The organism is Pelotomaculum propionicicum, assembly GCF_004369225.1.
Taxonomy (GTDB): Bacteria; Bacillota; Desulfotomaculia; order Desulfotomaculales; family Pelotomaculaceae; genus Pelotomaculum_B; species Pelotomaculum_B propionicicum.
Genome location: NZ_QFFZ01000002.1, coordinates 148,543 through 169,437, shown reverse-complemented (window position 1 = coordinate 169,437; position 20,895 = coordinate 148,543). Strand labels below are relative to the sequence as shown.

Annotated in this window: 23 protein-coding genes; 13 read left to right on the top strand and 10 right to left on the bottom strand. The window is 47.5% G+C overall.

Annotated elements, in window-relative coordinates; genetic code table 11:
* Window positions 1–18 precede the first annotated feature (18 nt).
* Complete coding sequence (locus Pmgp_RS20770; RefSeq protein WP_427910001.1) at window positions 19–369, top strand: DUF7670 domain-containing protein; 351 nt, start codon at window positions 19–21, stop codon at window positions 367–369.
* A gap of 499 nt (window positions 370–868) precedes the next feature.
* Here Pmgp_RS20770 and Pmgp_RS01975 read toward each other — a convergent pair whose 3' ends face one another.
* Genes Pmgp_RS01975 through Pmgp_RS01960 form a run of 4 tightly spaced genes read right to left on the bottom strand, consistent with a single transcriptional unit; the run spans window position 869 to window position 2,877 of the window.
* Complete coding sequence (locus Pmgp_RS01975) at window positions 869–1,213, bottom strand: GerW family sporulation protein (protein WP_134212278.1); 345 nt, start codon at window positions 1,211–1,213, stop codon at window positions 869–871.
* Window position 1,214: 1 nt separating this feature from the next.
* Window positions 1,215–1,850, bottom strand: coding sequence for a hypothetical protein (locus Pmgp_RS01970; RefSeq protein ID WP_134212277.1), 636 nt, complete (start codon window positions 1,848–1,850; stop codon window positions 1,215–1,217).
* On the bottom strand, window positions 1,847–2,293 hold the full coding sequence (locus tag Pmgp_RS01965) for a zf-HC2 domain-containing protein (protein WP_192902735.1): 447 nt from the start codon (window positions 2,291–2,293) through the stop codon (window positions 1,847–1,849). The genes Pmgp_RS01970 and Pmgp_RS01965 overlap by 4 nt, the downstream gene beginning before the upstream one ends.
* A gap of 2 nt (window positions 2,294–2,295) precedes the next feature.
* Window positions 2,296–2,877 carry an RNA polymerase sigma factor gene (locus Pmgp_RS01960; RefSeq protein ID WP_134212275.1) on the bottom strand — a complete coding sequence of 194 codons (582 nt, stop codon included), beginning with the start codon at window positions 2,875–2,877 and terminating at the stop codon, window positions 2,296–2,298.
* Window positions 2,878–3,182: 305 nt separating this feature from the next.
* Between Pmgp_RS01960 and Pmgp_RS01955 the strand changes: the two genes are divergently transcribed.
* The 6 genes from Pmgp_RS01955 to Pmgp_RS01930 all read left to right on the top strand — a co-directional run bounded on the left by Pmgp_RS01955 (window position 3,183) and on the right by Pmgp_RS01930 (window position 8,956).
* The gene (locus Pmgp_RS01955) at window positions 3,183–3,446 is read left to right on the top strand and encodes a transposase (protein WP_427910000.1); all 264 of its coding nucleotides are present in this window, start codon (window positions 3,183–3,185) and stop codon (window positions 3,444–3,446) included.
* 7 nt (window positions 3,447–3,453) lie between these two features.
* Window positions 3,454–4,686: an RNA-guided endonuclease InsQ/TnpB family protein gene (locus Pmgp_RS01950; RefSeq protein WP_134212274.1), complete on the top strand. Its 1,233-nt coding sequence runs from the start codon at window positions 3,454–3,456 to the stop codon at window positions 4,684–4,686.
* A 299-nt stretch (window positions 4,687–4,985) separates the two neighbouring features.
* Window positions 4,986–5,288, top strand: coding sequence for a LapA family protein (locus Pmgp_RS01945; RefSeq protein WP_192902734.1), 303 nt, complete (start codon window positions 4,986–4,988; stop codon window positions 5,286–5,288).
* A 68-nt stretch (window positions 5,289–5,356) separates the two neighbouring features.
* Window positions 5,357–5,827 (top strand): ferritin family protein, encoded by a 471-nt coding sequence (locus tag Pmgp_RS01940; protein ID WP_134212272.1) that lies wholly within the window; start codon window positions 5,357–5,359, stop codon window positions 5,825–5,827.
* Between the two features lie 49 nt (window positions 5,828–5,876).
* Complete coding sequence (locus Pmgp_RS20765) at window positions 5,877–6,056, top strand: lipoate protein ligase C-terminal domain-containing protein (protein ID WP_134212271.1); 180 nt, start codon at window positions 5,877–5,879, stop codon at window positions 6,054–6,056.
* A 155-nt stretch (window positions 6,057–6,211) separates the two neighbouring features.
* Window positions 6,212–8,956, top strand: coding sequence for a bifunctional diguanylate cyclase/phosphodiesterase (locus tag Pmgp_RS01930; protein ID WP_134212270.1), 2,745 nt, complete (start codon window positions 6,212–6,214; stop codon window positions 8,954–8,956).
* Between the two features lie 27 nt (window positions 8,957–8,983).
* Here the strand turns inward: Pmgp_RS01930 and Pmgp_RS01925 are convergent, their stop codons facing one another.
* Window positions 8,984–11,470, bottom strand: a complete 2,487-nt coding sequence (locus Pmgp_RS01925; RefSeq protein ID WP_134212269.1) for a glycoside hydrolase family 31 protein — start codon at window positions 11,468–11,470, stop codon at window positions 8,984–8,986.
* Between the two features lie 129 nt (window positions 11,471–11,599).
* Here Pmgp_RS01925 and Pmgp_RS01920 point away from each other — a divergent pair, with 129 nt between their 5' ends.
* From Pmgp_RS01920 to Pmgp_RS01910, 3 genes are all read left to right on the top strand, one after another.
* Entirely contained in the window at window positions 11,600–13,459 is a 1,860-nt protein-coding gene (locus Pmgp_RS01920) for an ATP-binding protein (protein ID WP_134212268.1), read from the top strand.
* Between the two features lie 77 nt (window positions 13,460–13,536).
* A complete protein-coding gene (locus Pmgp_RS01915; protein WP_134212267.1) occupies window positions 13,537–14,889 on the top strand; it encodes an HD domain-containing phosphohydrolase in 1,353 nt (450 codons plus the stop codon).
* A gap of 1 nt (window position 14,890) precedes the next feature.
* Window positions 14,891–15,274: a response regulator transcription factor gene (locus Pmgp_RS01910; protein WP_134212266.1), complete on the top strand. Its 384-nt coding sequence runs from the start codon at window positions 14,891–14,893 to the stop codon at window positions 15,272–15,274.
* A 2-nt stretch (window positions 15,275–15,276) separates the two neighbouring features.
* On the opposite strand, the gene Pmgp_RS01905 is transcribed toward Pmgp_RS01910, so the two are convergent.
* Window positions 15,277–16,323, bottom strand: a complete 1,047-nt coding sequence (locus Pmgp_RS01905) for an HD-GYP domain-containing protein (RefSeq protein ID WP_134212265.1) — start codon at window positions 16,321–16,323, stop codon at window positions 15,277–15,279.
* A gap of 105 nt (window positions 16,324–16,428) precedes the next feature.
* On the opposite strand from Pmgp_RS01905, the gene Pmgp_RS01900 reads away from it, so the two are divergent.
* Complete coding sequence (locus Pmgp_RS01900) at window positions 16,429–16,674, top strand: cyclophilin-like family protein (RefSeq protein ID WP_134212294.1); 246 nt, start codon at window positions 16,429–16,431, stop codon at window positions 16,672–16,674.
* Between the two features lie 96 nt (window positions 16,675–16,770).
* Window positions 16,771–17,034, top strand: a complete 264-nt coding sequence (locus tag Pmgp_RS01895) for a transcriptional regulator (protein ID WP_134212264.1) — start codon at window positions 16,771–16,773, stop codon at window positions 17,032–17,034.
* A 32-nt stretch (window positions 17,035–17,066) separates the two neighbouring features.
* Here the strand turns inward: Pmgp_RS01895 and Pmgp_RS01890 are convergent, their stop codons facing one another.
* Together Pmgp_RS01890 and Pmgp_RS01885 are read right to left on the bottom strand one after the other, a co-directional pair.
* Entirely contained in the window at window positions 17,067–17,660 is a 594-nt protein-coding gene (locus Pmgp_RS01890; protein WP_134212263.1) for a carbonic anhydrase, read from the bottom strand.
* Window positions 17,661–17,844: 184 nt separating this feature from the next.
* A complete protein-coding gene (locus Pmgp_RS01885) occupies window positions 17,845–18,060 on the bottom strand; it encodes a DUF3892 domain-containing protein (RefSeq protein ID WP_134212262.1) in 216 nt (71 codons plus the stop codon).
* A gap of 149 nt (window positions 18,061–18,209) precedes the next feature.
* On the opposite strand from Pmgp_RS01885, the gene Pmgp_RS01880 reads away from it, so the two are divergent.
* Window positions 18,210–19,301, top strand: coding sequence for a C40 family peptidase (locus Pmgp_RS01880; protein WP_134212261.1), 1,092 nt, complete (start codon window positions 18,210–18,212; stop codon window positions 19,299–19,301).
* Here Pmgp_RS01880 and Pmgp_RS01875 read toward each other — a convergent pair.
* A complete protein-coding gene (locus tag Pmgp_RS01875; RefSeq protein WP_134212260.1) occupies window positions 19,298–20,422 on the bottom strand; it encodes an HD-GYP domain-containing protein in 1,125 nt (374 codons plus the stop codon). The two genes, Pmgp_RS01880 and Pmgp_RS01875, sit on opposite strands and share 4 nt — an antisense overlap.
* Window positions 20,423–20,513: 91 nt before the next feature.
* Window positions 20,514–20,828: a hypothetical protein gene (locus Pmgp_RS01870; protein ID WP_134212259.1), complete on the bottom strand. Its 315-nt coding sequence runs from the start codon at window positions 20,826–20,828 to the stop codon at window positions 20,514–20,516.
* Window positions 20,829–20,895 lie beyond the last annotated feature (67 nt).

Sequence of the window (20,895 nt, the reverse complement as noted above, 5' to 3'; positions counted from 1 at the left end):
GCCTCACCGTGCTTTGTAGTGTGTCTTCTCCTCAGACAAATTGTACAGCAACCAGGGGGGGGTGCGCACCCGTTTTCATTACTATTTGTGTCGCCCGCACCGGCGGCGCGAGATGGAGGTTTTTATGAAAAACTGGCCGGGTTTTTTATCCATTTAGTCCCGTCATTTATTCTGGTAATCGGGTTGGCCATCGCCTGGAAAAGGCCGTTCGCAGGAGGCTGTGTACTAATCTTACTCAGCCTGTTATTCACGCTGCAATTTAATACATACAGATTGGTATCCTATTTCCTTATAATTTCAGTCCCTTTATTTGTTGCCGGTGTGCTTTTTATTGTCTTCCATGTCCTGGCAAAGAAAGAATCCACCTAGCAATTATGCTAATCTATCTTTAAATCATTTCATCATAACAAACTCGGCGCTGACGCGCCTTGTTCGTTTGAAATCGAACCGACACCTCTATTTTCTTGCTTAATTATGCCGCATCAACAGCAAGGGCCACTACTCTGTAATAAACCCGTAAGTTTCAGCCATGACATAGTCTTTATCATAATCAATAACTGCCATATGACCTGATTTCTCCAGCCATATAAGGTTTTTGTCTTTTACATTAGCAAGGTTTTCAAATATAAAAGAACCGTTGCCGGGCGGGACTATAGAGTCGCTTCTGGAATGAAACAACAGGGCTGGGATGTTGATCAGGATGTACAGGCATAGAAAAAATCTCCCGCGTTATTTGTTGACAAGACCACATCTTGCTTTAAGTAGTATGTTCTTCAGCGCCTCTTGTTTCCCTGGTTTATATTCCAGAACCAAATAGCAAAACAACCAGGGAGTATAAATTCCTGGTTGTTTCACGTTTTTGCAAGGATTATTCCTTGTCTTTGTTGAATTTGGCGAGTACCTCCGGCAGAATTCCGGCCAGTTGTTCCATAGTGCCTTTTTTCCCAAGTGAATAAACGTTTACCTCACCATTTTGCATAATTACCAGAGCAGTCGGGCTGACCTTTGCCCCCGCTCCGCCACCGCTGCCTTTGCCGCTGCCCGATTTGGACGGTTCGGTGCCTTCTCCGGCTCCGGTGCCGAAGCCAAAGCTGGTAGAAATGATGGGGATAATTGTGGTGTTGCCGACATTAATAGGTTCACCAACAATTGTTTTGGCTGTAATGAGGTTTTCCAGACGGGAGACGAGAGCGTCAACGCTTTCTTTAAACACTTTAACACACTCCTTTAATAGTAAATTTTTGTTTCAGCGCGGGCCACCATATCTTTCGTACCGAAGCAGCCAGCAGGAAAACTAAGAAATGGCAGATAAGCGCCGCCGGGATCAGCCTGCCGCGGATTTCACCCTGCAGGTTCAGCGTGGTTTCCGAGAAGTTGGGATGCAGGCGCAGGTTGCGGCTATTGTTTAAGGCGGCAAGAATTCCTGCAATAAATCCTGTTAGAGCCGGGTCACCCGCCCCGTACTCTCCTGCCAGACTCAGATTTAGGGACCGTTGAAAACTATTAAGAAAGCGGCATACCTCCTTTAGTAAGCGGATATCGATAAATTGTATAATATAACCGGTGCTCAACCGCCTGTTTGCTTTCTTCGGCCTGTTTCTTTTTATTCGCCTGCTTTGGTCCCCGGTTTTCTGCAGGCGCTTTTCCCAGGTGACGAAGCGCACACAAAAATCGGGCTTGCTGTTTTCAAAAACAAAACTTGCGGTTAATAACCCGCCGGCCCAGTCCAGCCTGCCCATACCGGCGGCTTTTTCACCAAGACTGACCTGTGCCTGGAAGGATAACGGCGCCATTAGTACTGCAAGCGGAAGAAGAATAATTACGCATAATGAAACAATCAGGATATTCACTTCCTACTTTGCCCCTTCTTGCCTGAAACTCTTTGCTTTAACAGGCGGCCGGCCCTGGTTAAAGAATTGAGCATCAATTCCGGCAGTTCTACGCTGGTTGTTTTCACAGCCTCTTTGACCAAACCGGCGCCGGGCAAGTAAGCTAGCGCGAATTTCATAGGACTTAAGGCCAGCTTCTGGGAATCCCAGAAACCGATTTTTTCTTTTCCCTGTTTAGCGAATGAGTGACGCGCGGCTGAAATAACCTGCTGACGTAAATATGGCAGTTCAGGTGGCAGATCAATTTCATCCGGCTGAGCCAGTTCCAGCCATAATAGCTTCAGACGGGAAAGCTCCTGCCGGCAGGCGCGGCAGCCGGACAGGTGTTTTTTTAGTTTTTCAGCCATGCCTTCTTCGAGCTCATTATCAAGAAAGGCTTGCAGTGATTCCTGGCTGCAGTTCATAATCATACTCCCTCCCAACCGTATGCATTGCTTAAAGCTTTCCTGAGCAGAGCGCGCCCACGGTAAAGGTAGGTCTTAACGGTACCGATTGGCAGGCCGGTTGAATCTGCTATCTCCTGGTAGCTCATCTCCTCCTGGTGGCGTAAAGCCAATACCAGCCGGAGAGGAGGCGGCAGGCGTTCCATGGTAATACGAAGCGTATCCTGGATCTCCAGCCACTCAACGTGGGCTAAAGGGTCACTTTCACTCTTTTCGGCTAGTATATCTTTTAAAGAGAGCTCCTCTTCAGAAGCCCTGTCGAGAGAAAGCATGCCGGGGGCGCGGCTGCGCTGGAAATTAAGACAGACGTTTATTACCACCCGGCGCAGCCAGGGTTTGAAGGGGCGGCTTACCTGGTAGCTCTCAAGGACGGCAACAATTTTTATCAATGATTCCTGGGTAAGTTCCAGAGTGTCTTCCCGGTTTCTGGCAAAGCGGTAGCAAAGGCTGTAAATGTAACCCTCATAACGGGATAGCAGCAGGCGGTATGCTTCTTCAGAGCCTTCCCGGCATTTTAAAACCAATTGACGGTCGTCAGCTTCCACACGTGCGCCCCCTTTGCCTCCTACTCTCCCATTACACTTTTCTATATAATAAGTTTCACAAAAAAATAAAATTTTACTTAGTTTTTCTGTAATAACACAGTGATTCCTTTTTGCCCAAAAGAATGGATAAACTGTTTAAATCATACTTTTGTAAAATTAATGGTTGCGTAATGATTAAGTAATGTTTATATAGAACTTCGCCTCTTAAAAACCCACGGGCTTGTCCCGTGGGATGAAAGGGGCGGTCGCCTGATTAGGGCGACAAGCATATTAACAAACACCAGTTCTAATGCTATAATTGTAACATGAAAGGAAAAATAAACCACTGCGTTTACAATATCAACTACCACATCGTTTTTTGTCCGAAGTACCGTCACAAGGTAATCAAAGGTTACTTAAGAGCATTACCGCAAACAGAATATTTGCCGCTTTTCCCTGGCTTAAAAAGAAATATTTCTGGGGCAGCGGGTTATAGAGCAGAGGTTACTACGTTGGCACTGCCGGAAACGCCAGCGCCGAGACTATTCGTATATATATCGAAGCCCAGAAATCGCCCCGGAAGGAGGTGAGAACCGAATGAGCAAGTGCAAGAACAACCAGCAGAAGCAACCAAAAACCAAAGACTTCGATACCTTGATAGAGAAGTTCCCGTTACACCTGACTTCTGAGCAAATAATCCTCGCCCGTAAATTACAAAGAGAGGCGGCAAAAGTCTGGAACGCTACCTGCGCCGTCCACCGTATAGTCTATACCAAGCATCACTGCTGGCTGGGCGAAGGCGCTATGAAAGCGTTCGTCAAAGGCAAGTATAGCATCCATTCCCAATCAGCCCAGGCCGTGGTAGAGACCTACTTCGAGTGTTGCGAACGGACCAGGCAACTTCACGAGAAAGGTATTACCGACTGGCGATATCCCCATCGGAAGAAATACTTTTTCACCGTCACCTGGAAAACACTCGGCATAACCCACAAAGGGCAGATTCTGATGCTTTCAAATGGACGTGGCAGAGAGCCACTGGTCCTTAACTTACCCAAAAGGCACTCTACTGCCGTCATCAAACTGGTACAACTCGTCTGGCGCCGAAATCAATACTGGCTGCACGTAACAGTAGAAAAACCGGCCCTGCAAAAAGTCCAGGGCAACGTTATAGCGGCCATTGATCCAGGTGAAATCCATGCCTGCACTGTTACCGACGGAAAGGAAGCGCTGGTTGTAAGCGGCAGGCTTTTACGCTCCCTGCACCGACTCCGGAACAAGGTACTGCGCAAATTCCAAAAGACTATTTCCAGAACATCGAGCGGCTCCAACCGACGTAGGAAACTGCTAGCCGCCAAATACCGGTTTCTGAACAACATCGAGCGCCGGATTGAACACGCCATGCACACGATTTCAGCTATCGTTGCAAAATGGTGCTTCGAACGAAATGTTAAGACCGTCTACATCGGCAACCCGGAAGGCGCACGCAAGAAGGACTGCGGCAGGAAGCACAACCAGCGCATGAGCCAGTGGGCCTTCGGTGAATTACGCAAGTTACTGGAGTACAAACTCAAGCGCCATGGAATGAAACTGATCCCGGACGAAGAGACCAGTACTACCGGCGCATGCCCGGCCTGCGCCGAGTATACAAAGCAGACTGGCCGTACCTACAAATGCGGTAAGTGCGGCTTCACCGGCCCGCACCGGGATGTAATCGGCGCATCCGGGATTCTGGACAAGTCAGTCAACGGCAAATTCACCAAAGGCCGGAAACTGCCTGATAAAGTGGAATATACCCGGCCAAAAGTTGTAAGGCCGAAAAAGGCTGCATAACGTTAACGTATCTACGTCGAGTAGTAGCTGCCCGTGGAGCGGGCCGTGGCGCCTTAAATGCGGTGTCCGTAGCGCATCGAGGGAGTGTAAGACCTGCTTTTGGCAGGCGTCTCCTATTGACATGCTTAGAACCGTCCGGTAATGTCCCGGTAATTCTGGTTTGCATCCAGAAGTCGCCGGGCTGGTCCCGGCGGAGCTTCACATAATATGTAGAAGTTAATATAATTAAATCGGACATTAAAATCCCGAATCCGGGCAATTATTTAATTCATACTAGTCAGAAAGGGGGGTGTATTTTTTTGAGTAGAGCTCAACTATATCTGGTATTGGGAATTTTATTCGCTTTGATTGTGGCCATATTTGCAGTGCAAAACACGGAAAGAGTAGTTATCTACTTTTTATTCTGGCAAATACAAAACGCCTCAAAAGTGATTATTATCCTGGTTTCGGCGGCATTCGGAGCTCTGGCGATGTTTTTTTTGGGGTTTATGTGGTCTTACAAAAAGATCAGGCGCATACGCCAGCTGGAAGCTGAAATAGCTGATCTGAAAAATCCCGGGGATAAGGAAAAGACAACTCCTCCCCCTGTGGCTTATCCTTAGCGTACGATAATTAAATAATCGTCTGCCGGGTATCTTAAGTTGAAGAATGAAGGGCCGGAGGTTAATAAATGGAAAAGCAGACAAGACTGGTCGAAATACTAAAACTGGCGCTGAGGATGGAGGAAAGAGGTTATAATTTTTACACAACACTGGCCGGTTTAGTAAAGGATGAAAGAGTAAAACAGCTTGCTTTAAAATTGGCGGGTGATGAAAAAGAGCACAAGCAGATCTTCACCCAAATTATCACTGAATACAGCGGTGAAGAGACATTGGAGCAGGATGGTTTGGACTATCTGAACGCCATTGGCAGAGGCAGTATTTTCCCCGATATTTCCGGTATTAAAGGACTGGCGGAGAAAATAGATTCTTTTAAGGATGTCCTGTCAATCGCTATTGAAGCTGAAAAAGACGCGATCCTGCTTTTTCACGAGTTAACTGTGCGTATCCACTCGCAAAAAGTAAACAAGATTATTTACAAGCTGCTTGAAGAGGAAAAAATGCACCTTGTTGAACTTAGGAACTACCTGGAAGAGGTATAAAAATTAGCATACTCCAAAGGTATTCAATCTGTCCGAAGCCGTATTACCAATGTCAGTGAACAAAATATATGGGGACTTCTTCGCCGATGGCGATCCAGATGAATTGGCCTCCTGTTTCGTAGGCCAACCTTACGGAAAATCAATCATCTATGAGTGGGCTGAGCAACTGCAGGTGGCTAAGTATCTCCATAACATTTCAAGCTCAGAGTTGGCCAGTTGCTTCTTTTAATAAAAACTCCAAAACCTTATTTTTCTTACACCCTTTTTTAGGGTGTTTTGTGTTTTTTAGGAGTCATACAAAAGTTTTTTGTAAAACGAATTTTTCCGGCTAAACATATTGTGTTTTCAGCCGATTTCTAAATATCAAGCAAAGTAGGTGGAGAAATGTCGCTTTATAAAAAAACCATAATTGTGGTCGGGGTTACTTTTATATGCTTAATCGCACTTTTGTACACCACCTCTAGAATAATGCTGTTGAGAAGTTTTACTGAACTGGAAAAACAGGATGTCACCCTGGATGTACTGAGGACTCAAAGCGCCATTACGGACGTTATCGGCAAACTAAACTCCGAGGCCGGTGACTGGGCCAGATGGGATGATACCTATAACTTTATGGAAGATCAGAACGAAGAATATATAGAGGTCAACCTGCCCGACACCACCTATACAGGTCTCGGGTTAAACCTGACCCTGTACATTGATACCAAAGGCAGGATAGTCTACGGCAAAAACTTTGACTTGGCCAAAGAAGAAGAGGCGCCTCTGCCCGCCGGGCTGGATCAGTTTCTTTCTGATAACACGATGCTCTGGAATTTTACCGGTACCGAAGACAGTGCCAAGGGCATCATTCTACTGCCGGAAGGCCCCATCATGTTTGCTTCCAGGCCTATTCTCACCAGTACGGGTGAAGGACCTGTCAGGGGAGCCCTGATCATGGGGCGAAATTTGGATTCCTTGGAAATCAGCCGCCTGGCCGAAATCACTCACATTAATTTAAATGTGGAGAGACTTGACTCTCCGCAGCTCTCAGCTGATTTTTTCAATGCCCAGGCCAATTTGAGTGACCAGTCGCCTGTCTTTGTCCAGCCTTTAAGCGAGGGTACCGTGTGCGGTTACAGTCTATTAAAAGACATTAACGGTAACCCTATATTGGCCTTGAGAATTAACCTAGCCAGGAACATTTACCAGCAGGGCAGGGAGGCTATAAGGTATTTCTTACTGTCGCTGCTCTTGTTCAGCGCGGTTTTTGGAGCTGTCGCACTGCTTTTGCTGGGAAGAATGGTATTGAGCAGGCTTGCCCGGCTGAGTAAAAGCTTCGGCGCTATCAGCAGCAACAGCGACCACGCCATGCGCTTGCCCGTAAGCGGCTGTGATGAATTATCCCAGCTGGCGGATTCCGCCAACAGGATGCTGGAGTCGCTGGAACAATCCCACCTCAGGCTGCGCGATAACGAGGAGCGGTACCGTACCCTCACTGAAAACACCTATGATCTAATCTGTGAAATAAGCGCGGGAGGGCAATATTTATATGTCAGCCCTAATTACAGGGATGTACTGGGTTATGAGCCACAAGAACTGTTAAATAAAAGCATGGGTGACACCATCCATCCGGATGATCGAGACGCTGTGTTGGAAAGGTTAAAGAAACTAAAATTTTCTGCTTTCAAGCACATTGTTTATAGAAAGATCTGTAAAAATGGTGAGATTCGCTGCTTTGAAAGTACCGGACGGTCATACCTCACCACAGCTGGTGAAACCAGGATAGTTTTTGTGTCACGTGACATTACCGGGAGACAGAAATATCAAGAAACGATCTGGCGTCAGGCTTTTCATGACTCACTCACGGGCCTGCCCAACAGGATGTTGTTTAAAGACCGCCTTTCTCACGCGCTGGTTCATGCCAAAAGAAACAAACAGATGCTGGCGGTGATTTTTTTAGATTTAGACCGGTTTAAGCTTATCAACGATACACTAGGGCACGAGATAGGAGACCATTTATTAAAATCCGTGGCCCTGCGCCTGCAAAAATGTGTACGGGAAGAAGATACTATCTCTCGCTTGGGGGGAGACGAGTTTACTCTGTTGCTGCCGGAGATTTCAAAAAGTGAAAGCGCCGCTAAAGTCGCCCAAAAAATTATTGAAGAAATCCTGCAGCCTTTCTGTATAGGTGAGTATGAGCTTTATATCTCCACCAGTATCGGGATTGCTTTGTACCCCAGCGACGGTGAAGACGCCGAAACCTTGCTCAAAAATGCAGACACAGCCATGTATCTGGCTAAAGAGAGGGGTAGAAACAACTACCAGTTTTACACGCCTGCCCTGAATAAAAAAACCATAGAGCGCATGACCATGGAGAATGAGCTGCGGCGCGCCATAGAGCGGCAGGAGTTCGTGCTCCACTATCAACCCAAGGTCAACATCAAAACAGGGAAAATTATCGGTGTGGAAGCCCTGGTGCGCTGGCAGCACCCGGTGCGCGGGCTGATCCCGCCGTCCGACTTCATCCCGACCGCTGAAGAGACTGGGATGATCGTGCCCCTGGGTGAATGGATCCTGCGTACAGCCTGTGCCCAGAACAAAGCCTGGCAGGACGCCGGGTTTGAACCTTTAACCATATCCGTGAACCTTTCAGGGCGACAGTTTGAGCTGCAAAACCTGTCTGTGGTAATCAAGCGCATTTTAAAAGAAACCGGGCTGGCCCCATTCTGGCTGGAATTGGAGATAACCGAAAGCACGGCTATGCAAAACGCTGACTACACCATAGAAACTCTTCATAAATTAAAAGAAATGGGCGTGCAGTTTTCTATAGACGACTTTGGCACCGGGTATTCTTCCTTAAGTCAATTAAGAAGGTTTCCTGTGGATAAGTTAAAAATCGATAAATCCTTTGTTTTAGATATCGGTACGGGGCATGACAATGAAATTATCGCATCGTCTGTAATCGTACTCGGAAAAAGCCTGAAGCTCGGGTTGATAGCGGGGGGTGTGGAAACGGAAGAGCAGCTCAACTTCCTTAAAAAGCATCAGTGTATTGAAATGCAGGGCTTTTTATTCAGTAAACCCCTGGCGGCTGATGATTTCTCAGATCTATTGAGGCAGAAGAATATAAGCAGAGCTTCCTGCTCATAAGTGTAGAAATATGTAATTAGTTTTTTACTAACTGCTTAGCCATAAAAGAACCTTAAGGGGGAAAACGGGGCTGGCCGCAGCAATTTTTGTCCATGCATCATTGACCGGGTCGGGCTCAATATATTTTACCCTGCAGCCAGGACTAAAATCAGCCTTTGCAACCCGGTGGTTTATATTGAGATAGAGATCAGCCGGAGGGTGATATCCTTCAGGAATAGCGCCCCGGCGCAGTAAGTTGATGATTCCCTCAATATACACACCTTTTCTTACAAAGGAAACCTCCAAAGCCAGCAGGCCTTCCCTGTCAAAGTACTCCACTATGGCGCCCGCCGCTTTGTCCCTTACGGCAACCATGATTTCCAGCGAATTCAAAGAATGACCCGGAATAAAAGATATATCTTCAACATAAGACGGTATGACCGAGTTGTCACTGATAAACAGTGGGATGTCGGTATCTTCCTCCATCATAGTCTCATACGTCTGATCACCCTGGTGTTCCTTTTTATGCCACCAGCCATACCAATGCCCCGGCGGGAGGTAACAGATACGGACAGGGGCTGTGTCCATCAGCGGCGCCGCCAGCAGGTATGGCCCCAGGAAAAATTCAGTTTCGTAAAACTCCGGCTTTAAAGCTTCCGCCACAGGATTATGATAAAAGAGAGGTCTCATCAAAGGCTGGCCGGATACGCAAGCTTCGTATAAAAGCGAGTATAAATACGGGATAAGCTTATAGCGCAGTTTAATGGCACGTCTGGCGCTGTCTTCCACAGCCGCCCCGAAAGACCACGGCTCCTGACTGCCGCTGTCCTTTTTGGAGTGGGTCCGGCTGTAAGGGTATAGTGCCCCCTGGAGCACCCAGCGCTGGTATAATTCAGGCGGGGGGTCGCCGGTGTAACCTCCGATATCCGGCCCGGCAATGGGCTGGCCCGAAAGCCCGAGGTTAAGCAGCATAGGTATACTTGCCCGGAAGTGCTCCCAGCTGCTGGGGATATCACCTGTCCAGCCGGCGGCGTATTTTTGTCCTCCCAGATAAGTCGACCTGGTGATTACATAGGGCAGGGGACTGGTAGTCAGAAGCCCCTCGTAGGTTGCCTTTGACATGAGGCAGCCGTATAGGTTATGCGCCTGTTCGTGGGTCAGGGCGGCCATGCCGGGCAGCTTGTGTATTACTTGCGGGGGGAGGGTATAACGCAGGTCAAAAGTTGAAGGTTCATTCATGTCGCACCAGATGCCGTCCACGCCTGACCTGGCGGCAAAATCCCCGACCATTTCCCCCCACCACCGCCTGACCTGAGGGTTGATAAAATCAGGAAAATGGCTGGGGCCCGCCCATACCATTCTGGTAACCGGGACGCCGTTTGGATATTCCACAAACATACCCTGGCTGACTCCTGCTTCGTATGGTTGGTAGCCCCTTTCGATTTTCAGGGCGGGATCAAGTATGGTGACTACTTTAAACCCGCTGCTGTGCAGTTCTTCTATCAACTCCCGGTAATCCTCAAAACCGCTTCCCCAGGTAAAACATTTATATTTGTCCATGTAATCAATATCCAGATAGATAACGTCACAGGGCAGGTCCCTTTTTCTGAACTCCCCTGCGACTTCCCTGACGCGGGAGGAAGGGGCGTAACTCCAGCGGCTTTGCTGGTAACCCAGAGTCCACTTGGGCAAAGGGGGCAGCTTGCCGGTTAAGGTCGACAGCTGGCGCAGAAGTTCCGGCATGGTGGGCCCCAGCAGCAAAAAATAGTTTAACCTGGTGTCTTTTACAGTGTAGGCCATTTTTTTGCCGTCACTTGAAAAATTGAATTCGCTGTAGCTCGGATTGTCAAAAACCAGCCCCAGAGCCGGCCCGTCAACCTGCTGAAACAGCACCACCGGCCAGGACTGGTAGAGCGGAGAGGCCTCAGTGTCATAAATTATGGGCGAGGTGTTCCACATCACAATTTTCCGGCCGGCTTTGTTCATGGGAGGGGTGTTTTCCCCCAAGCCGAATACCTTTACATCGTACTGACTGATTATACTGCTGTGAATAATGAACCATTTATTGCTAATTTGTGGTGAAAACAACTCAATTATTCTGCTGTCTGATCCGATATTAAGATAGACGGAACCTTTTGACGGTTCAATTTGTACACATACCTGGGTCCCGCCAACTAATCCGGTTGAGTAGGCAATAGTGCCGCCGCCTTTGCGATAAGTCCAGGCGGCCGGATTTCTCTGGGTTAAGTCGGCGGCCCATGTTTCAGGCAAAGACTGGGGGCCGGGCTTTCCCTGCAGGTGGATGTGGAAGATCCCGTGCTGAAAAGGGCTGAAAGTAATCTTCCCGTATCTGTTATTTAGAATGACCGCGTCAGGCCCCTCGTACGTGACATTGTTATTATTAAAGGCAAGTCCTCCGGCAGGCGGCCTTTTAAGGTTGAGGTGTTTCTGGCAGGCTGAAAGGAATTCCCTGGCAATTTGATCCTTTAGGCCGGGCTTATAATATAACCATTTTTCTATTGCGATAGGATTCATCTCAGCACAGTCTCCAAGCAGTTATATTTCATTGTATTCAAATCTAACGATTTTTCTCAAAACCAGCCAGGAAAATTGGGAGGTCTTTTTTAACTATAGAAAACCTTAGTTACAGGAGAGTGCCAGTATATGATAAAAGTAGGTATAATCGGGGCCGGTCACGGAGGAACTTCTATTTTAAACGTCCTTGCAACCTTGAAAGAAGCTGAAGTAATCGGTATCTGCGACATTAATCCTGAGGCTGCGGGGCTCAGCCTGGCCAGGCAATTAAACACTCCGGTGTTTTCCCATTACCGCGATTTGCTTAACCGGCCGGGGCTGGAACTGATCTTTGAGGTTACAGGCAGCAGCGCCGTACGTGAGGCGGTACACCTGGACTGCCCCATAGGGGTGGATGTGGTGGACGCTCAGGTAGCCAAGCTGATGATGGACCTTTTTGAGGAATTGCTGGAAACTAATAAGAAGCTGCAAAACGAAATCAATGAGCGCAAAAAGGTTGAAGAAGCGCTGCTGGAATCAAACGAGAAGCTAAAGGAGATCGACAAACTAAAAACCGATTTTTTATCTACCGTGTCCCACGAACTGCGCACCCCCCTGACATCGGTTATCGGTTTTGCCAGGCTGACCCGGAAAAAGCTTGAGGATGTTATTTTTCCGCAGGTCAAATCGAATGATAAAAAGGTTGAGACAGCGGAAGCTCAGATCAGGAGCAATATCAACATCATCGTTTCGGAAGGGGAAAGGCTTACTGAACTTATCAACGATGTTCTGGATATAGCCAAACTGGAGGCAGGCAAGGTTGAATGGAAGATGGAGCCGCTCTCTATTTCGGAAATCATTGATAGGGCGACGGCGTCCACCGCTTTTCTTTTTGAGCAAAAAGGGATCAAGCTGATTAAAGATATCCCGGCGGACTTGCCCAACATTAAAGGAGACCGGGACAGGCTGATCCAGGTGCTGATAAATTTGATCTCCAATGCTGTAAAATTTACTGATAAGGGATCGGTCACCTGCCGGGTCAGGGATACAGGCAGGGATTTATTTGTGAGTGTTATAGACACGGGGTCCGGCATCAGCAATGAAGATAAAGAGAAAGTTTTTGAAAAATTTAAACAGTCAGGAGACACCCTGACCGGTAAACCAAAAGGAACTGGGCTTGGGCTGGCCATTTGCAGGCAGATCGTCAGTTATCACGGCGGCAGGATCTGGGCTGAAAGTGAGCTCGGGCAGGGAAGTGTCTTTACGTTCACTATCCCGGTAGACAAGCGAATAAACGTGAGGATGATTGACAAAGATACCCTGATCAAACAGTTCAGGGAGCAAGTGGTCAATGTGGCGCCTGCCCCGTCAAGAGGTAAAAAGATCATCCTGGTTGTGGATGATGACATAAATATCAGGGCGCTGCTCCGTCAGGAACTGGAAGCTGTGGGTTATTGCGTAAGGGAAGCCGGGAACGGCCTGGAAGCGATTAAGGAAGTTAAAGTGGAAAAGCCCGACCTGATTATCCTTGACGTAATGATGCCAAATATGAGCGGCTTTGACGTCGCCGCGGTACTGAGAAACGACCCAAACACCATGGAAATCCCTATAGTTATCCTTTCCATAGTGGAAGACATGGACCGGGGATACCGGATCGGCATCGACAGGTATTATACAAAACCGGTTAACACAGAAAACCTGCTGGAAGGAATTGGCGCGCTGGTTTCCCGCGGCGCTTCGAGGAAGAAGGTCATTGTGGTTGACAAGGACGAGTCCACGGTTAAAACTCTTACCGGGGCGCTTGAAGCCAAAGGTTATACGGTTGAAGTGGTCAATGACCTGGAAGGCTGCATCAGAAGGGCAAGGGAAGAAAAACCGGACATGATTATAGTTGACGCCTCATCTGCGGCGTGTTTCGACATAGTAAAAACATTGAGGTTTGAAAAGGAGCTTGAAAACTCATTTTTACTCCTGCTGGGAAAACAGGAGCAAGATGTCATAGAAATATAGCTTTCATCCACAGTTATCTTGGCCGGTGTGAATATGCCGGCTTGATTTACGTAATTTACTGTAAGTAAGGGATAGATATGATCCATGTGAGCCTCCAACGTCTCGTTTTAAAAAACGAGGTGAACTATATTATCAGCCAGATTACAGGCTTAATCAATACCCCGGTGTTTATTCAGGATGCGGAAGGAATGGCGCTATTCGGGGAGATTGATCAGTATCAGCCTTTTAGGTATCCCGTGGAGATTGACAATAAAACCATTGGCTGGGTCGGCGGAGGTGAGCAAGCGGCTGTCTTGGCTTCACTTCTCTCGTGCCTGGCCAAGCAGGAGCTTGAAAAGAAATCTATCGGCCGTGAGGCTTTGGAGAAATATAAAGAAATAACGCTGCTGTACGATCTGGCTGAAAAGCTTACAGCCAGCCTGGACACGGCAGAAGTTGCCCAGTTGGTTATCGATGAGGCCAAAACGCTGATCGCGGCCGACAACAACTCGGTGATGCTGGTCAATGAAGAGACCGGTATGCTTGAGGTGATTGCCAGTTCAGGCAAGGAACTGCACCCGGGGGAGGGCCTTAAAAACGGGACAGGCATTGCCGGCAGTGTGGTGCTGACCGGAAGAGCGGAAATAGTAAATGATATTCCTTCTGACAAGAGGTATGTACCAGGCGCCGTGAGGGTTAGTTCTCTTATGTGCGCCCCGCTGAAAATCAAGGACAGAGTTATCGGAGTCATTTATATCAGCAGTGAAGATCCTGTGCAATACACCGCGGAAGACCTTAAGCTTTTGTCCGCTATTGCTTTTCAGGCCGCGGCGGATATTGAAAACGCCAGGCTGTATGATAGTTTAAAAGAGACATTTCTTACAACAGTCTACACTCTCGCGGAAACCATTGAAAAGAGAGATCCCTATACGGGCGGACACACTAAAAGGGTAATGAATTACAGTATAGCCATAGGCAAAGTGCTTGGGCTTTCAGATACCGAGATAGGCAGGCTGGAACTGGCAGCAATGCTGCACGATATCGGCAAAATCGGCATTAAGGACCGCATCCTGCTTAAGAAAGGAAAACTCACTCCCTTTGAATTCGCCGAAATTAAAATGCACCCGATTTATGCCGAGGAGATCCTGAATCATATTAAACATTTGAGGGATATAGTTCCCGCGGTCAAGCACCACCATGAAAGGTACGACGGCTGTGGCTACCCGGAAAAGCTGCGGGGTGACGGTATTGATATCAAAGCCAGGATCATCGCGGTAGCTGACGCGTTTGACGCCATGACCACAGACAGGCCATACCGGAAAGCCATGAGCCTGCAAATAGCTTTGGAAGAGCTTTGGGCTAACTCTGGAACCCAGTTTGACCCCGAGGTGGTTAGAGCATTTTTTGAGGCATTTGAGAAGGACGAGTTACTGGTAAAAAAGGGTTGGTGAAATGTCAAAAATATTAATTGTCGACGACGAATTGCACATCCGGCTGCTGCTGCAGCAGACACTGGAGGAATTTGAAGAGGAAGGGGTCGAGCTGCTAACCGCTGAAAACGGTGAAGAGGCCCTGCAGATTCTGCAAGAAGAAAAACCCGGGCTGGTTTTTCTGGATGTGATGATGCCAAAAATTAACGGCTTTGAAGTGTGCAAAGTTGTTAAGAATGACCTGGGGATGAAGGACGTATATATTGTGATGCTTACAGCCAAAGGGCAGGAATTCGATAAGCGCAAGGGGAAGGAAGTAGGGGCTGATGTTTACATTACCAAGCCTTTCAATCCGGATGAGATAGTGAGGAAAGCCAGGGATGTACTGGGGAACCAGCTCAGCTAAATTTACTCTACTATTACTATGGAATGGTTTTTCAGCAAATCCTCGATCCTGGGATCATCGTAGCTTTGCCCGTCTTTGTCACGCAGCACCCTGACCAGAGGCCTGGTCGGGTAATCTTTGTTTTGTTCTTTGACTATGCCGCTTTCACCGGTGCTCAGCTTAACAATAGTGCCGTTGGGATAGAGGGCGAGGCGTCTGATAAAAACACCGACCAGTCTCTTGTCAAACATGATGTCGCTGTTGGCGACCAGGTATTCCACAGCCTGGTACACCGGGAATTTCCTTTTATAATACGGCCCGTTGGTCAGGATGTCAAAAGTATTGGCGATAGCCACTATTTTGGCGTAATCGTGTATTTTGCCGCCAGGCGTCTGGTTGGGGTAGCCCCGCCCGTCAACTCTTTCGTGGTGTTTTAAGACCACTGCTTTGGACACGGGGCTTATATCAAATCTTTCCGAAATGAGGCTGTAACCAAGCTCTGGATGTGAGTGAAAACTTTTATCTTCCGTCTCCAGAGGATTTTTCCCGGCAATGTCCTCCGGCAGCTGGGTTTTGCCTATATCATGCAGCAGTGCGCCGATGCCCATTTTGATCAGGTCTTCTTTTTCATGGAACAGAAAACTGCCGATGGCCACCGATATCACCGCGACATTCAGGGAATGGCCAAATACAGTATCGTTTTTGACCCTGAGGTCACCAAAATATAAAAGGTACTCGGGATTTAAAAATATTTCGTCAAAGATTTCGGTAACAATTTCCTCCACTTCACGGATATTAAATTTTTCTTCCTTATTAATTCCCTCTATTACTTTTTTTATCGCTTTTTTGCCCTTGATTCTCAGCTTCTCGTTAATAACACTGCTGATTTCAATACCCAGTGAGTTCTCGTCTTCTATGTATAATTCTGTAACGCCCAGTTCTTCAAGGCGTTTGATATATTGTTCATTAAGAGGAACGCCTCTGTTCAGGAGCATCCTCTCGTTGTCATCAAAAATTGGTTTGGCCAACTTCATGTTGGAGTTTATTTCATCCAGACTCACTATTCTCACTGTATAACCTCACATTTAGAAAATGCAGAATGCGTGGGCCTAAAAGTTCCCTAATACCTTATTTTACATTCTTCGACAATATTTTTGAATATGTAATTTTAAAAAATATACTTTTCCATCCCGGTTGACCTGGCTCTTGAAACGGAAGCTCGCGAGGAAGTCGCTGAGGGGGATCTGGGTTACTGGCCGACCGGGCGGGCGTTCTGCATCTTTTTTGGCAGGACTCCGGCCAGCCGTGGCGGTGAAATCAGGGCAGCCAGCGCTGTCAATATATTCGGTAGAGTAGTAAGTAATCTTGATAGCTTGTACCAGGTCGCTGACGGCGCAGACATAGTGATCGAACAGGTTTAGCCGCCATATAGAGGCTATCTAAGGTTTATTTAACTGGTTATATGGAAATAATACTAACAGTCATAAATAATTCTTAGTAAGGAGTGTAGTAAGACTTTGACGCTGGTAGAGTATTTTAATGGAGTGCAAAGCCGGTTGCCGGTAGAAGCGGAAAGGGTAATCAGGTCCTTGGAAGACGAGGGCCCTATGAACAAAGAAGAGCTGTCCCTGACCGCCAAAGTGAAAAGGGCTGTACTGGATCACGTGGTAATGCAGCTTTACGCCCTCGGCCTGGTAGATGTGGAGACCGAAGGGAAAAGCAAAATGTGCAGCCTGACCAAGTTGGGTTATGAATTTCTGGGAAAAAAGAATGCCGTCTAGGGCATTCTTTTTTCCTTGTAAATTTTTATTTTTTAAAGGCAGAATCTTACCTCTCCAGATTCCAGGAGGTACTTGGCGGCGACTACTTTCAATTTATCATCCTTTACAAAGTGCTTTACAATAGGGCTTTTTATAAGGTCGGCTACAGTCGCCCCGATATTTTCCATGCAGGCTGCTTCGCACAGGGCACTGCCAGTAAACCCTGACCCTTTTGCTTTCTGTACAGACGGGGTTATCTTCTTCACAATTGCTGATATACTGCCCGGCGCCTCCCCGCCCTCAACGGCAGCTGTAACAGCGCCGCACTTTTCATGACCCATAACCACGAGCAGGGGCACTTCCAGGTGCTCGACCGCGTATTCAACACTGCCTATAGCTATCTCGTCCACTACGTTGCCGGCTGTCCGAATTACAAAAATATCGCCAAGCGCCTGGTCGAATATAAGTTCCGGCGGGACCCGCGAGTCCGAACAGGTTACTACTATGGCAAAAGGCTTCTGACCATTGGTTGAAAGATTCTCCCGCCTAGCCGCGCTCGTATCTTTGACAGCTAAATTACCTTCTGTAAATCTTTTGTTTCCTTCCAACAGCAGCTGCAAAGCTTCTTTACCAGATATTCCCCCCATAACTAAACACCTCCGAAAGATTGTTTATATATATATCTTTTGTTAATTATACCATTAAAACTTTAATTACTAGGTAATTCGTAAATATTTATTTGGATTCTCAGGTTGTAAATAATACGCCAGATATCTAAAATAGATTTCTGGCGCAAATTAAGAAGTATTTTTCTAAGTATTTGTGAAAAAGTTAAAATGTGGGGAGGTTATCCAGGTTGTTTGCTTCATTGCCATCAGGATTGCTTCTGAGATACTCTCTGCCGCTTCTGGCTTTGGCAACGTTTACTCCCTCAATTTTTTTGTCCCTGGCCAGCATGATTGCTTCATCAACACTGTATATGTTACCGTTAATCATCACATCTGTAATATCGCCCGCCGCGTTTTTCTTTACTTTTTCAATTTTCATCTTTAATCCCTCCTGGTTTAGTATGCCCCGCCGGGGCTGCCGGACATACAAACAGGCGGCTGTAAAACAAAGTATAGATCCTTGTTATTTGCAGCTGAATCGGGACATGTTAATGACACAATAAAATTTACATAGTGGTGATAGTGAACATGAATAAAACACACAAAGGATTTTTGCTGGTCTCCCTGGTGGTGTTAATTTTCCTGGCATACCAGCTGAACTCAGGAGCCGGCTTGCCGCGCCGTTTTATGCCGCCGGTTAAGAAATCAGCGCCTGCCGTGCCGGAAAACTCAGATGCGACTGACAACCCCGGCGATGCCGGCAGTTCGTCCGGGCAGGGAAGGGGAGCGGTAAAAGTACAAGCTACTGTTTTATGGTCCCAGCCCGGACAGTTAAGGGATTATGATACCCTGATTTTAAGCGAAAAAAATGATCCATTCGGGTGGGCCGGCGGGATGGACAGCGCAATGCGTTTATGGCTGGTAGGCAAGGCTGACACCATGGCTATTCTGGGCGAGCCGGTGGCTATTTTGGAGCGTCGGGGTGAATGGCTGAAGGTGGCGGCTGAACAGCAAAAGACAACATTAAACGCCCTGGGCTACCCCGGCTGGGTGCCGGCCTCCCATATCGTCAGCGATGAAACTTATCTTAACGAACTGAAAACACTGCCAAATATAGTGGTAATCAGCCCGGCATCAGAAATCTTTTTGCGCGAAGACCTTGGGCAGGCTCTGGGGAAAGCAGGCTACATGACCAGGCTGCCTCTTCTTGAAGAAAAAGACCGGTCTGTTATGGTGCGGCTGCCGGACGGCGGTGCAGGCTTTCTGAGGCGGGAAGACGTAAAGAAAACCAGTGACCTGAAGTTTTCACGTGCCGGCATTGCCGGCGAGGCCAGAAAATTTCTGGGGTTGCGTTATATCTGGGCGGGCACCGCGTCATGCGGGTTCGATTGTTCTGGTTTTACCATGCGGCTCTACCAGTCGCAGGGTATCTCCATACCCAGGGATGCTGATGAGCAGGCTAAAGAAGGAACCTGGGTCGCCAGGTCTGACTTATTGCCCGGAGACCTGGTGTTCTTTGCGGCTAAGGGGGGATCCGGCCAGATTCACCATGTGGGTATGTATGTAGGTGAAGGTTTGATGATCCACTCTCCCAACAGTGATTCAAACATTAAAATACAGGCTCTTGACAGCGGGTCTTACGCTGGTGAATACTGGGGCGCCAGGCGCTATGCCGACTAGGAAATCAGTTTGCCCTGTTTCGCTACCATTTCCTCTAATTTATCGTATTCGATAACCTTTAATACGGTAATTTCATTTTGTGCCGATAAATCCATGTCCACAGGATCGGGAAGTTTGTTGCCTGCCGCGTCATAAATTATTTTCACCTTGGGGTAAAGAGGGAAGCCCTTGGGGGTCTCAACCACAATGGCAATTTCTTTGGAGCTGAGCCAGACGATCGTGCCGGACGGATAGGCGGCGATGTTGCTGAGGAAAGCAAGGACCAGCCTGTAGTCAAAGTAAAAATTACCCGAGCCGGCCAGCATTTCAAAGGCCTCGTAGGGCGGGTGCGCCTTGCGGTAGACCCGGTCGGCCGTCATAGCGTCAAAAACATCGGCGATGCCCACGATTTGAGAAAACTCGTGAATGTTGGCGCCAAGCAGCCCTTTCGGGTAGCCCTCCCCGTTGTATCGTTCATGATGCTGCAGCGCGATCAAGGCCGATAATTTTTTAATGTAAGAATCATTGTTGGTCAAAATGGAATATCCATATTCAGAGTGCTTTTTAATCACGCTAAACTCATCTTCGTTCAGCGGGCCGGGTTTATTGAGGATGTAGTTGGGGATTAATGTTTTGCCCATGTCATGCATTAGTGAGCCCATACCGAGGTTCATCAGGCTGCTCCTGTCATAACCCAGGGATATGCCGGTGATTAAGGAAAGCACGCATACGTTGACCGAATGGCCAAACAGATAGTCATCAATGCTGCGGATATCGATCATATTTACCATTAGACTGGGGTTATCCAGAAGCTGCTCGATAATGTCGCTGATGGTTTCTCTCGACCCGTTCATCAAAGCGTTATCCAGGCGTGATTTGGCTGTGCCCTGTCCCTGCAGGATGTTTCTTACCAGTTTGATAGCCTCAACCCTGCTTTTTTCGGTAATTACGTCTTCAATATAAAAATCAGGCAGGCTGTCGTCTATTATGTATAGAGCGGGTATGCCCAGCCTTTTCAGGCTGTCAATGTATCTTTTGTTTAAAACCACGTTATGGCTGATAAGTGTTTCGCCCCTGCTGTTATAAATGTTATGGCCTACCTTCATTCCCGGCAGGAGTGAATCTATCGGCACTCTTCTCATTGCTGCACCTCAAATGCTGATTTTTCCTTAAAAGCGGTAAAGCCCTTCCCACACTCTTATTTTCGGCAAAAAATTAGAATTATTAAGGCTTTTATTCATTATCATCGTACATTTCGCTTATTATACAGGGTATCGAGCCGGAAACCAGCTGGCCGGTTGCCAAGACCACATAAATTAACCTTCCCACCGGATTTTCTATGACCAGTTTGGGGTTGATCCACACTTTCCTGCATTTTTCATCTTCACATGATGCATAGTTCCGGCAGTGGCCGCAGCAGATGTTGTCGCATCTCTGGTTGTTAAGAAAGTTATCGGAGCATTGGGGGACTCTATTATCCCCTTCCTTGAAATAGATGTTTTGACAGTGGTTCGCCCTTTCGGGTATGGTCATCTTCTCAAAGTCCAAGCTTTATCCCTCCTTAACATTGCTCCATGATCTGAAAACCTATCGATTGTAAATAATCTTTTTAATT

What these genes read in the sequence shown, in the direction of transcription:
- Pmgp_RS01950 (WP_134212274.1), top strand. Translation starts at nt 3,454, where the DNA reads ATGAGCAAGTGCAAGAACAACCAGCAGAAGCAACCAAAAACCAAAGAC.
- Pmgp_RS01940 (WP_134212272.1), top strand. Translation starts at nt 5,357, where the DNA reads ATGGAAAAGCAGACAAGACTGGTCGAAATACTAAAACTGGCGCTGAGG.
- Pmgp_RS01880 (WP_134212261.1), top strand. Translation starts at nt 18,210, where the DNA reads ATGAATAAAACACACAAAGGATTTTTGCTGGTCTCCCTGGTGGTGTTA.
- Pmgp_RS01930 (WP_134212270.1), top strand. Translation starts at nt 6,212, where the DNA reads ATGTCGCTTTATAAAAAAACCATAATTGTGGTCGGGGTTACTTTTATA.
- Pmgp_RS01875 (WP_134212260.1), bottom strand. Translation starts at nt 20,422, where the DNA reads ATGAGAAGAGTGCCGATAGATTCACTCCTGCCGGGAATGAAGGTAGGC.
- Pmgp_RS01890 (WP_134212263.1), bottom strand. Translation starts at nt 17,660, where the DNA reads ATGGGGGGAATATCTGGTAAAGAAGCTTTGCAGCTGCTGTTGGAAGGA.
- Pmgp_RS01920 (WP_134212268.1), top strand. Translation starts at nt 11,600, where the DNA reads ATGATAAAAGTAGGTATAATCGGGGCCGGTCACGGAGGAACTTCTATT.
- Pmgp_RS01965 (WP_192902735.1), bottom strand. Translation starts at nt 2,293, where the DNA reads ATGAACTGCAGCCAGGAATCACTGCAAGCCTTTCTTGATAATGAGCTC.
- Pmgp_RS01925 (WP_134212269.1), bottom strand. Translation starts at nt 11,470, where the DNA reads ATGAATCCTATCGCAATAGAAAAATGGTTATATTATAAGCCCGGCCTA.
- Pmgp_RS01885 (WP_134212262.1), bottom strand. Translation starts at nt 18,060, where the DNA reads ATGAAAATTGAAAAAGTAAAGAAAAACGCGGCGGGCGATATTACAGAT.
- Pmgp_RS01910 (WP_134212266.1), top strand. Translation starts at nt 14,891, where the DNA reads ATGTCAAAAATATTAATTGTCGACGACGAATTGCACATCCGGCTGCTG.
- Pmgp_RS01915 (WP_134212267.1), top strand. Translation starts at nt 13,537, where the DNA reads ATGATCCATGTGAGCCTCCAACGTCTCGTTTTAAAAAACGAGGTGAAC.
- Pmgp_RS20765 (WP_134212271.1), top strand. Translation starts at nt 5,877, where the DNA reads ATGTCAGTGAACAAAATATATGGGGACTTCTTCGCCGATGGCGATCCA.
- Pmgp_RS01955 (WP_427910000.1), top strand. Translation starts at nt 3,183, where the DNA reads ATGAAAGGAAAAATAAACCACTGCGTTTACAATATCAACTACCACATC.